The organism is Pseudomonas rossensis (genome assembly GCF_039888995.1).
Taxonomy (GTDB): Bacteria; Pseudomonadota; Gammaproteobacteria; order Pseudomonadales; family Pseudomonadaceae; genus Aquipseudomonas; species Aquipseudomonas rossensis.
In genome coordinates this window covers 13,784-27,107 of sequence record NZ_JBBWCB010000084.1, presented here as the reverse complement: position 1 = coordinate 27,107, position 13,324 = coordinate 13,784, and the positions used below count along the sequence as shown (strand labels likewise).

The 13,324-nt window shown below is 57.9% G+C and carries 10 protein-coding genes; all 10 read right to left on the bottom strand.

Going from position 1 to position 13,324, the window contains the following annotated elements; translation table 11 throughout:
- Positions 1-97: 97 nt before the first annotated feature.
- Positions 98-1,045: an acetyl-CoA carboxylase carboxyltransferase subunit alpha gene (locus tag WLY71_RS20540; protein ID WP_008154040.1), complete on the bottom strand. Its 948-nt coding sequence runs from the start codon at positions 1,043-1,045 to the stop codon at positions 98-100.
- A gap of 150 nt (positions 1,046-1,195) precedes the next feature.
- Positions 1,196-4,717, bottom strand: a complete 3,522-nt coding sequence (dnaE, locus tag WLY71_RS20535) for a DNA polymerase III subunit alpha (protein WP_347804995.1) — start codon at positions 4,715-4,717, stop codon at positions 1,196-1,198.
- Positions 4,718-4,800: 83 nt separating this feature from the next.
- The gene (gene rnhB, locus WLY71_RS20530) at positions 4,801-5,427 is read right to left on the bottom strand and encodes a ribonuclease HII (RefSeq protein ID WP_347804997.1); all 627 of its coding nucleotides are present in this window, start codon (positions 5,425-5,427) and stop codon (positions 4,801-4,803) included.
- An 11-nt stretch (positions 5,428-5,438) separates the two neighbouring features.
- Positions 5,439-6,569 carry a lipid-A-disaccharide synthase gene (gene lpxB, locus WLY71_RS20525; protein ID WP_347804994.1) on the bottom strand — a complete coding sequence of 377 codons (1,131 nt, stop codon included), beginning with the start codon at positions 6,567-6,569 and terminating at the stop codon, positions 5,439-5,441.
- Positions 6,570-6,571: 2 nt separating this feature from the next.
- Positions 6,572-7,348, bottom strand: coding sequence for an acyl-ACP--UDP-N-acetylglucosamine O-acyltransferase (lpxA, locus tag WLY71_RS20520; RefSeq protein WP_282482280.1), 777 nt, complete (start codon positions 7,346-7,348; stop codon positions 6,572-6,574).
- Complete coding sequence (gene fabZ, locus WLY71_RS20515; protein ID WP_008154051.1) at positions 7,345-7,785, bottom strand: 3-hydroxyacyl-ACP dehydratase FabZ; 441 nt, start codon at positions 7,783-7,785, stop codon at positions 7,345-7,347. The genes lpxA and fabZ overlap by 4 nt, the downstream gene beginning before the upstream one ends.
- 107 nt (positions 7,786-7,892) lie before the next feature.
- The gene (gene lpxD, locus WLY71_RS20510) at positions 7,893-8,948 is read right to left on the bottom strand and encodes a UDP-3-O-(3-hydroxymyristoyl)glucosamine N-acyltransferase (RefSeq protein ID WP_347804993.1); all 1,056 of its coding nucleotides are present in this window, start codon (positions 8,946-8,948) and stop codon (positions 7,893-7,895) included.
- 2 nt (positions 8,949-8,950) lie between these two features.
- On the bottom strand, positions 8,951-9,454 hold the full coding sequence (locus tag WLY71_RS20505) for an OmpH/Skp family outer membrane protein (RefSeq protein ID WP_008028980.1): 504 nt from the start codon (positions 9,452-9,454) through the stop codon (positions 8,951-8,953).
- A 45-nt stretch (positions 9,455-9,499) separates the two neighbouring features.
- Positions 9,500-11,890 carry an outer membrane protein assembly factor BamA gene (bamA, locus tag WLY71_RS20500; protein ID WP_347804992.1) on the bottom strand — a complete coding sequence of 797 codons (2,391 nt, stop codon included), beginning with the start codon at positions 11,888-11,890 and terminating at the stop codon, positions 9,500-9,502.
- A 74-nt stretch (positions 11,891-11,964) separates the two neighbouring features.
- On the bottom strand, positions 11,965-13,317 hold the full coding sequence (gene rseP / locus WLY71_RS20495) for a sigma E protease regulator RseP (protein WP_347804991.1): 1,353 nt from the start codon (positions 13,315-13,317) through the stop codon (positions 11,965-11,967).
- Between the last annotated feature and the right edge of the window lie 7 nt (positions 13,318-13,324).

Below are 13,324 nucleotides of genomic sequence, written 5' to 3'. Positions count from 1 at the left end.
GTAGGAGCTGCCGAAGGCTGCGATCTTTTGATCTTGCATTTTCACGATCAAAAGATCGCAGCCTTCGGCAGCTCCTACAGGGGTGTAGCGAGTACAGTTACAGACCGTAGCTCATCAGACGCTCGTAACGGCGAGCCAACAGCGCTTCGTTATCGAACTTCTTCAACATCGCCAGCTGCGAGCTCAGCTCGGCACGGATCGATGCAGCCGCAGCAGCCGGATTACGGTGCGCGCCGCCCAAAGGCTCGCTGATCACTTTATCCACAATGCCCAGGCCTTTGAGGCGCTCGGCAGTGATGCCCATGGCTTCAGCAGCGTCCGGTGCTTTTTCGGCGGTCTTCCACAGAATCGAAGCGCAACCTTCCGGCGAAATCACCGCGTAAGTCGAGTACTGCAGCATGTTCAGTTGATCGCAAACGCCGATCGCCAGCGCACCACCGGAACCACCTTCACCGATCACGGTGGCGATGATTGGGGTTTTCAGGCGTGCCATGACGCGCAGGTTCCAGGCAATCGCTTCGCTCTGATTGCGCTCTTCAGCGTCGATACCAGGGTAGGCGCCCGGGGTGTCGATGAAGGTCAGGATCGGCATCTTGAAACGTTCGGCCATTTCCATCAGGCGGCAAGCCTTGCGGTAGCCTTCTGGACGCGGCATGCCAAAGTTGCGACGAACTTTCTCGCGCACTTCACGGCCTTTCTGGTGACCGATGATCATCACCGGCTGGTCGTCCAGACGGGCAATGCCGCCGACGATCGCAGCGTCGTCGGAGAAGTGACGGTCACCGTGCAGTTCATCGAACTCGGTGAAGATGTGTTCGATGTAGTCCAGGGTATATGGACGTTTCGGGTGACGCGCCAGACGCGCGATCTGCCAGCTGGTCAGCTTGCCGAAGATGTCTTCGGTCAACGTGCTGCTTTTGTCCTGCAGGCGGGAGATCTCATCGCCGATATTCAGCGAATTGTCGTTACCGACCAAGCGCAACTCTTCGATCTTGGCTTGCAGGTCGGCGATCGGCTGTTCGAAATCTAGAAAATTCGGGTTCATAGGCGTCCGTCTTGGGTCGACCTCCAAGAGAGCTTGGGCCGGCCGGTTGTCTATTCGCGCCCTACCTTAAGGGAGAGGCGCGTTCAGGTCGAGATTAAAAATTGGGTCGAGATCAGAGCTGCTCCCTTTTGGAAGAGCGGCACCTGACCGTCAACGGTATTGGAGGAAGACGTTGTCTCGCCCGAACTGGTCACGCAGGGCTTGAATCAAGGCATCCGCCGGGTCGATCCGCCAGGTCTCGCCGAACTGCAGCAAGGCCTTCGCATCGGGACTGGTGTATTCCATGGTGATCGGGCACGCGCCACGGTGACGCTTGAACAACTCACCGAGCCAGCGTAGCTGATCGCCTTTCAAATCCTGGGTTTGCAGCTTCAAGCGCAGGCTTTCGGCCAGGTTGGTGCGCGCATCTTCCATGCTCATCACCCGCTTGACCCGCAGACGCAAGCCACCGGAGAAATCGTCGTTGCTGACTTCGCCTTCGACCACCACCATCGCGTCGGTCTGCAACAACGACTGCGCCGAATGGAATGCTTCGGCGAACAGCGACGCTTCGATCCGCCCGGAGCGGTCGTCGAGGGTGATGAAACCCATCTTGTCGCCCTTTTTGTTCTTCATGACTCGAAGGGCGATGATCATGCCCGCGACGGTCTGGGTATCACGGGCCGGTTTCAGGTCGATGATGCGCTGACGGGCGAAACGGCGGATCTCACCTTCGTATTCGTCGATCGGGTGACCGGTCAGGTACAGGCCCAGGGTATCTTTCTCCCCTTTCAGGCGTTCCTTGAGGGTCAGTTCCTTGGCCTTGCGGTGATTGGCGTAGACATCGGCGTCTTCTTCGACGAACAGACCGCCAAAAAGGTCGACATGACCGCTGTCGTGGGTACGCGCGGTTTGTTCGGCCGCCTTGATCGCCCCTTCCATGGCGTTCAGCAAGACCGCTCGGTTGCGGTCGATATTGGCCTGATAGGCTTTCTGCTCGTCATGGAAGTAAGGCCCCAGACGATCCAGCGCACCGCTGCGGATCAAACCGTCCAGGGTGCGCTTGTTGATACGTTTGAGATCGACACGGGCGCAGAAATCGAACAGATCCTTGAACGGACCTTCCTGACGCGCCTCGGTGATGGCTTCCACCGGGCCTTCGCCCACACCCTTGATCGCGCCGAGGCCGTAGATAATCCGGCCTTCGTCATTCACCGTGAACTTGAACTCCGAAGTATTCACATCCGGCGCGTCGAGACGCAGCTTCATGGTGCGAATTTCTTCGATCAAGGTCACGACCTTGTCGGTGTTGTGCATATCCGCCGACAGTACCGCGGCCATGAATGGCGCCGGGTAATGCGTTTTCAGCCATGCGGTCTGGTAGGACACCAGGCCATAAGCGGCGGAGTGGGATTTGTTGAAGCCGTAACCGGCGAATTTCTCTACCAGGTCGAAAATGTTACCGGCCAGGTCGGCGTCGATATTGTTGGTCTTGCAACCGTCAATGAAACCGCCGCGCTGCTTGGCCATTTCTTCGGGTTTTTTCTTACCCATGGCTCGACGCAGCATGTCCGCGCCGCCAAGGGTGTAACCGGCCATGACCTGGGCAATCTGCATCACCTGTTCCTGATACAGGATGATGCCGTAAGTCGGTGCCAGAACCGGTTTGAGGCCTTCGTACTGGTAGTCCGAGTGCGGGTACGCGAGTTCGGCGCGACCGTGCTTACGGTTGATAAAGTCGTCCACCATGCCCGATTGCAACGGGCCCGGACGGAACAGGGCCACCAGTGCGATCAAGTCTTCCAGGCAGTCGGGCTTGAGCTTTTTGATCAGCTCTTTCATGCCGCGCGACTCAAGCTGGAACACCGCGGTGGTTTCAGCTTTTTGCAGCAACTGGTAAGTCGGCTTGTCATCCAGCGGGATGAACGCGATATCCAGCGGCGGCTCATCGACCTTGGCGCGATCACGGTTGATGGTTTTCAGCGCCCAGTCGATGACCGTCAGGGTCCGCAGACCGAGGAAGTCGAACTTCACCAGGCCAGCGGCTTCAACGTCGTCCTTGTCGAACTGGGTGACCAGACCATCACCGGCCTCATCGCAATAAATTGGCGAGAAGTCAGTCAGTTTGGTCGGGGCAATAACAACACCACCGGCGTGCTTACCGACGTTACGCACAACGCCTTCCAGCTTGCGGGCCATTTCCCAGATTTCCGCGGCCTCTTCATCAACCTTGATGAAGTCACGCAGGATTTCTTCCTGCTCGTAGGCCTTTTCCAGGGTCATGCCGACTTCGAACGGGATCATCTTCGACAGACGATCCGCCAAACCGTAGGACTTGCCCTGTACCCGCGCCACGTCGCGGACCACAGCCTTGGCTGCCATGGAACCGAAGGTGATGATCTGGCTTACCGCGTTGCGGCCGTACTTCTCGGCCACGTAGTCGATTACGCGGTCACGACCGTCCATGCAGAAGTCGACGTCGAAGTCGGGCATGGATACCCGTTCCGGGTTAAGGAAACGTTCGAACAGCAGATCATATTCCAGCGGATCGAGGTCGGTGATCTTCTGCACGTAGGCCACCAGCGACCCGGCACCCGATCCACGGCCCGGCCCCACCGGCACGCCGTTACTCTTGGCCCACTGGATAAAGTCCATAACGATCAGGAAGTAACCGGGGAAGCCCATCTGGATGATGATATCCAGCTCGAAATTCAGCCGGTCGACGTAGACCTGACGCTTGGTTTCGTAGTCTTCGGTGGTGTCCTTGGGCAGCAGAACGCTGAGGCGATCTTCCAGACCATCGAAGGAAACCTTGCGGAAGTACTCGTCGATGGTCATGCCATCGGGGATCGGGAAGTTGGGCAGGAAGTGAGTGCCCAGCTTCACTTCAATGTTGCAGCGCTTGGCAATCTCGACGGTGTTTTCCAGCGCTTCGGGAATGTCACTGAACAGCTCGGCCATTTCCTCGGCGCTTTTGAGGTATTGCTGATCGCTGTAATTTTTTGAACGCCGCGGATCATCGAGGGCACGGCCCTCGCCGATGCAAACGCGAGTTTCGTGAGCGGCGAAGTCTTCCTGCTTGATGAAGCGCACGTCGTTGGTCGCGACCAGTGGCGCACCGATTTTCTCGGCAAGGGCCACGGCAGCGTGCAACTGTTCTTCGTCGTTGGGGCGGTTGGTGCGCTGGATTTCCAGGTAGAAGCGATCCGGGAACACGGCCATCCATTCGCGCGCCAGGTTTTCCGCTTCGGCCGGGTTGCCACTGAGCATCGCCAGACCGATCTCGCCTTCTTTTGCCGCCGACAGCATGATCAAGCCTTCGCTGGCTTCGGCCACCCACTCGCGCTCGATGATGACCGAGCCATTGCGCTGGCCGTCGATGAAGCCGCGGGAGATCAGTTCGGTGAGGTTGCGATAACCCACGGCGTTCATCGCCAGCAGGCTGATCCGGCTCAGAGCGTTATCCGGATCCTTGTTCGACAGCCACAGGTCGGCGCCACAGATCGGCTTGATCCCGGCGCCCATGGCGGCTTTATAGAATTTGACCAGGGAACACATGTTGTTCTGGTCGGTGACCGCTACGGCAGGCATGTTCATGCCGACCAGGGTCTTGACCAGCGGTTTGATCCGCACCAGACCGTCGACCAGGGAATACTCAGTGTGCAGGCGTAGATGAACGAATGAAGCCGGCATAGTGATCCTGTCTAGAAACTAGAAACGTGAAGACAACAAGGCCCGGATTGTACCGGGCCTTGGCAAAAACATCAGCCTTGCGACTAACTCTCGATCAGGTTTTCCCGCGCCTCGTAAGCCAGGCGTACCGGGGCGAACGAGCGGCGGTGAATCGGCGTTGGCCCCAAGCGGGCCAGCGCCTCCAGGTGAACGGGCGTCGGGTAGCCTTTGTGGCCGCCGATGCCGTAACCCGGGTAAATAAGTTCGAATGCTGCCATCTCACGATCTCGGCTGACCTTGGCCAGAATCGATGCCGCGGCGATGGCCGGTACCTTGCCGTCGCCCTGCACCACTGCTTCGGCGCGCATCGACAGCTTCGGGCAACGATTGCCATCGATCATCGCCAGTTTCGGCGTGATGTGCAGACCTTGGACCGCGCGCTGCATGGCCAGCATGGTGGCGTGGAGAATGTTCAGCTCGTCAATTTCTTCGACTTCGGCGCGAGCAATGCACCAGCTCAGGGCTTTTTCGCAGATCTCGTCGTAGAGTTTTTCGCGGCGTGCTTCGGTGAGCTTCTTCGAATCATTCAGGCCCAGAATCGGACGGTTCGGATCGAGGATCACCGCGGCTGTCACCACAGCACCACAAAGCGGGCCGCGACCGACTTCGTCGACGCCGGCGACCAGATCTTCAACTTCGGCGACCAGGGTGAAGTCCAGGCCCATCTGAATGCTTGCTTTGCTCATTGTGTTTTGCCGATCAGGTTCAGTACCGCGTCCGCCGCCTGATTGGAGGCGTCCAGACGCAAGGTACGGTGAATTTCATCGAAGCCGCGGGTCTGTTCTTCACCGCCTTCGATCAGTGGCGACAGCGTTTGGGCCAAGGCTTCAACCGTCGCATCGTCCTGCAGCAACTCGGGCACCAACAGGCGCTGGGCCAGCAGGTTCGGCAAGGAGATGTAGGGACTTTTCACCATGCGCTTGAGAATCCAGAACGTCAGCGGTGCCAAGCGGTACGCGACCACCATCGGCCGTTTGTACAACAACGCTTCCAGGGTCGCCGTTCCGGAGGCAATCAGTACCGCGTCGCAGGCCGCCAGAGCCAGATGGGATTTGCCATCGAGCAATGTCAGCGGCAGATCTCGGCCCGCCAGCAGCTCTTCAAGTTGCTGGCGACGCTCGGGGCTGGCGCAAGGCATGACGAACCGCACACCAGGGCGCAGGGCTCGCAGACGCTGGGCCGTATCGAGGAACAACGCACCGAGACGGCCAACTTCGCCACCGCGACTGCCGGGCATCAGTGCGACCAACGGCCCGTCGGGCAAGCCGAGTTCAGCCCGCGCGCCGGCGCGATCGGCTTCAAGCGGGATTGCATCGGCCAGTGAGTGCCCGACAAACCGCACCGGCACGCCCTTCTCTTCATAGAATTTCGCTTCGAACGGGAACAGCGTCAGCATCAGATCGCAGCCTTCGCGAATCTTCAGCACCCGCTTCTGCCGCCACGCCCAAACCGACGGGCTAACGTAATGCACGGTCTTGATCCCGGCCTGACGCAGCTTGAGTTCGATATTGAGGTTGAAGTCCGGGGCATCGATACCAATGAACACATCCGGCTTCTCGGCGATCAGGTCGGCGATCAACTTCTTGCGGCGAGCCATCAGCTCACGCAATCGGCCCAGCACTTCCACCAGGCCCATGACCGAAAGACGCTCCATCGGGAAATACGAGGTCAGGCCTTCGGCCTGCATCAGCGGACCGCCAACACCGATGAACTCGACTGCCGGGTGCTGAGCCTTGAGTGCGCGCATGAGACCCGCGCCAAGAATGTCGCCGGAAGCCTCACCCGCCACCAGCGCAATACGCAGATTAGCCATGATTAACGAGTGATGCCGCGGGTCGAAGACTGGATGGAATCACGGAACACCGCGACTTCCGGAAACTGGGCCGACGGTTCAGCCAGCTCGGCGAGCGCCTGTTCGACCGTCAGCCCCTGGCGGTAAACCACCTTGTAGGCACGACGCAGCGCGTGGATCGCATCTTCGCTGAAACCGCGACGACGCATGCCTTCGAAGTTCATGCTGCGGGCTTCGGCCGGGTTGCCGAACACCGTAACGTACGCCGGGACGTCCTTGCCGATGGCGGTGCCCATACCGGAAAAGCTGTGGGCGCCGATATGGCAATACTGGTGAACCAGGGTAAAACCGGACAGGATCGCCCAGTCTTCAACGTGCACATGGCCCGCCAACGCGGTGTTATTGACCAGGATGCAGTGGTTGCCGATGACGCTGTCGTGGCCGATGTGGGCATAGGCCATGATCAGATTGTGATCGCCCAGGGTTGTTTCAGAACGGTCCTGAACGGTCCCACGGTGAATCGTCACGCCTTCCCGGATGACGTTGTGGTCACCGATGACCAGCCGGGTTTCTTCACCCTTGTATTTCAGATCGGGAGTGTCCTCACCTACCGAAGAAAACTGGTAGATGCGGTTGTGCTTTCCGATTCGGGTCGGGCCTTTGAGAATCACATGCGGCCCGATCACTGTCCCCTCGCCGATTTCCACACCTGCACCGATGATCGACCAAGGGCCGACCTCGACGCCGTCGGCCAGGATAGCCGTCGGATCGATGATTGCGCGAGGGTCAATCAAACTCATAGTTTGCGTTCCGCGCAGATGATTTCAGCAGAGCAGACTGGCTTGCCATCGACCGAAGCCTGGCACTCGAACTTCCAGATCTGACGCTTGCAGCTGATGAAGCGGGCTTCGAGGATCAACTGATCGCCTGGGGTGACGGGCTGGCGAAAACGCAGCTTGTCGGAGCCGACGAAGTAGTAGAGCGTGCCGTCGGCAGGCTTCACGTCGAGCATTTTGAAGCCAAGGATGCCGGCAGCCTGAGCCATCGCTTCGATGATCAACACACCCGGCATGATTGGATGCGCAGGGAAGTGACCATTGAAGAACGGTTCGTTGATGCTGACATTCTTGTAGGCGCGAATGCGCTTGCCTTCCACATCCAGATCCACGACCCGGTCCACCAGCAGGAACGGGTAACGGTGAGGCAGGTATTCGCGAATCTCGTTGATGTCCATCATTTCGGGGGGAAGCCTATGTAAAGATTGGGAGGCGCGACTGACGCGCACCCCTCTAGCAAATCAAGGAGGCAGTCTAGCGGCTGTGCACACTTGATATGGAAATGGTATCAGCCATCTGATGAAGCATTACCGTCAGGGGTCACTTCCCCAACACGCTTTTCCAGCTGTCGCAGACGCCGCGCGATGTCATCGAGCTGACGGATACGGGCCGCGCTTTTGCGCCATTCGGCTGCCGGTTGCATGGCCGTACCGGAAGAATAGGAACCCTTTTCGGTAATCGAGTGGGTCACCATGGTCATCCCGGTGATAAAAACGTTGTCGCAAATTTCGATATGCCCCACCAGCCCTACGCCACCGGCGAGCATGCAATGCTTGCCGATTTTGGTGCTGCCGGAGATCCCCACGCACGCGGCCATGGCGGTGTGATCACCGACCTGGACGTTGTGGGCGATCTGAATCTGGTTGTCGAGTTTCACCCCGTTACCCAGAACGGTATCGGCCAGTGCACCGCGATCGATAGCGGTATTCACGCCAATCTCCACGTCGTCACCGACCAGCACACCACCGATCTGAGCGATCTTCTGCCAGACACCTTTCTCGTTGGCAAAACCGAAACCTTCGCCACCGAGTACGGCACCCGATTGAATCACCACCCGTTTACCGATGCGAACATCGTGGTACAGCGTGACTCGCGGGGCCAGCCAGCCGCCCTCGCCAATCTCGCAGCGGGCACCAATGAAGCAGTGCGCGCCAACGGTCACACCCGCAGCAATACGTGCGCAGCTTTCGATCACCGCAAAAGCACCAATGCTCGCCGCTGGATCGACCACTGCATCCGCTGCCACAACGGCTGTCGAATGAACACCGACAGCGGCCTTTGGCTTGGGATCGAACAGATGGGAAATCCGCGCGTAGGCCAGATACGGATCAGGCACGACCAGCGAATTACCTGCAAAACCTTCAGCGTCAGCGGCCTTCAGCAACAGGGCTGCGGCCCGGCTGTCAGCCAGGTATTTACGGTATTGGGGGTTTGCGAGAAAGCTCAACTGAGCTGGGCCAGCCTCTTGCAAAGTGGCTAGCCCAGTAATTTCTTTCTCCGGGTCGCCACGCAGTGTGGCGCCGAGGAACTCGGCCAATTGGCCGAGCTTTATAGTCGCTGTCATGGTTACTTCAGCTGATTCATGCGCTCGATAACCTGGCGAGTGATGTCGTACTGAGGTTTGACATCAATCACTGCGCCACGCTCGAAGACCAGGTCAAAAGCACCTTTCTTGATGACTTCTTCCACAGCGCTGTCCAGTTTCGGCTTGAGCTGTTTCAGCATTTCACGGTCGGCAACGGCTTTGGCTTCGTTCAGTTCCTTGGACTGGAACTGGAAGTCGCGGGCCTTTTGCTTGAACTCGAGTTCCAGGCGTTCACGCTCACCTTGCTGCATCTTGTCGCCGCCGGCCATCAGACGGTCCTGGATGCCTTTGGCACTGCTTTCCAGAGTCTTGAGTTTGGTCAGCTGTGGGCCGAACTTCTTCTCGGCATCAACGGCGTACTTCTTGGCCGCATCGGATTCCAGCAGAGCCATCTGATAGTTCAGAACGGCGATTTTCATGTCGGCAAAAGCCGGACCTGCTACCAGTACGGTCGCCAGGAGAACCAATTGAGTCAACTTACGCACGATGCACTCCTACAAAATCCATTGTCGTTATCTTGGGTCAGACGCTTAGAACGTCTGGCCGAGGGAGAATTGGAACACTTGAGTCTCAGCTTCATCCGGTTTCTTGATCGGCATGGCCAATGCGAAGCTCAGAGGACCCAGTGCGGTAACCCAGGTCACGCCTACACCGACGGAGCTGGCCATGTTGCTCAGGCTGATGTCGTTACACGCTGTTTGAGCAGTTGAACCGACATTTGCGTTCGTCGTTTTTTCGCACTTGGAGTCGAATACGTTACCCACATCCCAGAATACGGAAGTGCGCAGGGAACGCTGATCCTTGACGAATGGCAGGGGGAACAGAACCTCGACACCACCCTGGATCAAAACGTTACCACCGAACGGCAGCGGGTCCTGGTCCGGGTCAGCGAGCGTACCGGTGTTACCCGTCACAGCCGCACCGCGACTTGGGGTGCTGCGAGGACCGAGGGTGCTGTCCTTGAAGCCACGAACCGAGTTGAAACCACCAGCATAGTAGTTTTCATAGAACGGCAAGCCATCGGTAGAACCATAACCATCGCCATAGCCCAGTTCGGTGTGCAGGCGCATGGTGTAGTTTTCAGACAATGGCTGGAACAACTGGCCACGGTAATCAAGCTTGAAGAACGACAGGTCGCTGCCAGGCGTGGTGGTTTCCAGTGTCAGGCTTTGGGAATGACCACGGGTCGCCAATACGCCTTTGTTCAGTGTGGATTCGGACCAGCCGGCCGAAGCCTTGAAGTTCAGGTAGTTGTCGCCTTCCTTGTTAACGAAGTCGAAGATCTCGTCAACGGTGTACTGACCGGTCTTGATCTTGTCTTGTTGCGCGGTCAGGCCGAAGGTCAGACGCGAAGTCTCGCTGATCGGATAACCGACACTCACGCCTGCACCCAGGCTGTCTACGGCATAGCTGGCCACATCGACGTCAAGGTCGTCATAGTCGGTAGTGCGGTAGAACGCGTTGTAACCCAGGCTCACGCCATCAGCAGTCCAGTACGGGTCGACATAACCGAAGTTATAACGGCTCTGGTATTCACTGCGAGTCAAGCCGATGCTGACCTTGTTACCCGTACCCAGGAAGTTGTTCTGGGTAATCGAACCACCGAGGATCAGACCGGCGCTCTGGGCAAAACCAACGCTGGCGGTAATCGAACCAGAGGCCTGTTCTTCAACGCTGTAGTTCACATCTACCTGGTCGTCGACGCCCGGCACGGCCGGTGTTTCGACGTTCACTTCCTTGAAGAAGCCCAGACGCTCAAGACGAGTCTTGGATTGGTCGATCAGGTAAGTCGAAGCCCAGCCGCCTTCCATCTGACGCATTTCACGGCGCAGCACTTCGTCTTCGGACTTGGTGTTGCCACGGAAGTTGATGCGGTTCACGTAAGCACGCTTGCCCGGATCGACGGCGAACGTGATGTCGACGGTGTGGTCTTCATCGTGAGGCTGAGGCACGCCATTGACGTTGGCAAAGGTGTAACCCTCGTTACCCAGACGGCGGGTGATCAGTTCGGACGTGGTGGTCATCAACTTGCGCGAGAACACCTGGCCTTTCTGGACCAGCAGCAGAGACTTGACCTGGTCTTCAGGGACTTTCAGGTCGCCGCTGAGCTTGACGTCACGGACGGTGTACTTCTCGCCTTCATTGACGTTGACGGTGATATAGACGTGCTTCTTGTCCGGAGTGATGGACACCTGGGTCGAAGCGATATCCATGTTGATATAGCCACGGTCCAGGTAGTAGGAGCGCAGACGCTCCAGGTCACCGGAAAGTTTTTCACGAGCATACTTGTCATCGTTCTTGAAGAACGACAGCCAGTTGGTGGTCTTGAGTTCAAACAGGTCGATCAGGTCTTCATCAGGGAAGACGGTGTTACCCACCACGTTGATGTGCTGGATAGCAGCAACGGTGCCTTCGTTGATATTGACCTTCAACGCAACGCGGTTACGCGGCTGCGGCACCACTTCAGTGTCGACGGTAGCCGAGTAGCGACCCTGAGCGACATATTGGCGCTGCAGCTCGTTACGCACACCTTCGAGGGTGGCGCGCTGGAAGATCTCGCCTTCGGCCAGACCGGATTGTTTGAGGCCTTTCATCAGGTCTTCAGTGGAGATCGCCTTGTTACCCTCGATCTCGATACTGGCGACCGACGGGCGTTCGACTACCGTGATGACCAGGACGTTGCCATCGCGGCCCAGCTGGATATCTTGAAAGAAACCGGTTTTGAACAACGCACGAGTGGATTCCACCAGGCGACGATCATCCGCCTGTTCACCGACGTTCAACGGCAAAGCACCAAAGACGCTACCCGCGGAGACCCGCTGGAGGCCATTGACGCGAATATCAGAGATAGTGAAGGACTCGGCGTGAACTTCGGCGATCATCAATACGGTGAGAACCGCAGTTAGCAGCAGACGTTTCATGAAGTCCTTTCTTATTCCAACTGGCAATAAACAAACTGCCGCAAAATGCGGCAGATTCGCAATTCAGCGAAGCGTTACAGTCGACCCAGATCATTGACAAGAGCAAGCAACATCACCCCGATCACCAAACTGATACCGATCTGTATCCCCCAACCCTGCACCCGATCCGACAAGGGGCGACCACGCGCCCACTCGATCAGATAAAACAACAAATGCCCCCCATCCAGTACAGGAATGGGCAACAAATTCAGAACTCCCAAGCTAATACTCAGATAAGCAAGGAAATTCAGGAAATCAGCGACGCCCGACTGGGCAGAAGCGCCCGCCACTTTAGCAATGGTTATCGGTCCACTCAAGTTTTTTACCGAGAGCTCACCGAACAACATTTTCTTGAGCGAATCGAGGGTCAGTACGCTCATGGTCCAGGTGCGTCGAGCACCCTCCCCAATCGCTGCCACAGGACCATAACTAACTTCGCGAATCATCTCTGGCGGCCAATCAACTGCCTTCACCCCAGCCCCCAGATAACCACTGGGTGCCTTCTTCTCGCCGCGAGCGGCCAGCGTCACAGGGACGTCGATTTGAGCACCGTCACGCTCGACGCGCAGCATGATTTTGGTATCAGGGTGCATACGGACCGTGTCCACCACCTGCTGCCAGTCATCAAGCGACTTGCCGTCCAGAGCCAACAGTCGGTCACCGGTCTTCAGGCCAGCAGCCTGTGCCGGGCCTTTCGGGTCAAGTTCGGCCAGGACCGGTGGCAGCGCCGGACGCCAAGGGCGCAAACCCAGCGAACGAATCGGATCCGGCTCATCGGCACCCTTGAGCCATTTATCCAGCATCAGCTCACGGGCCGAATCCACTGTGGAACCCTGATCACGGACCAGCAACTGCAGGGAACCGCTCTCCCCAAGACGACGGACCAACTGCAGGTTCACCGCGGCCCAGCCGGAAGTTGGCTCGCCATCGATGGCAATGATTTCCTGGCCCGCGCTCAAACCAGCCTTGGCGGCGATACTGCCGGATTCGACTGCACCAATGACCGGGCGCACTTGCTCGCTGCCGAGCATGGCGAGCACCCAGAAAAAAATCATCGCCAGTAAAAAGTTGGCAATCGGACCCGCCGATACGATAGCGATACGCTGGCGGACGGATTTGCGGTTGAAGGATTGATCAAGCTGATCGGCCGGCACTTCGCCTTCGCGCTCGTCGAGCATTTTCACGTAACCGCCCAGCGGAATCGCGGCGACGACGAACTCAGTGCCTTTCTTGTCGTGCCAGCGCAGCAACGGCATACCGAAGCCCACGGAGAAACGCAGCACTTTGACCCCACAGCGACGTGCGACCCAAAAATGGCCGAATTCGTGGAAGGTGACCAGCACACCCAAAGCCACCAGGGTGCCGACAATCATATAGAGCGCGCTCATCTACTTT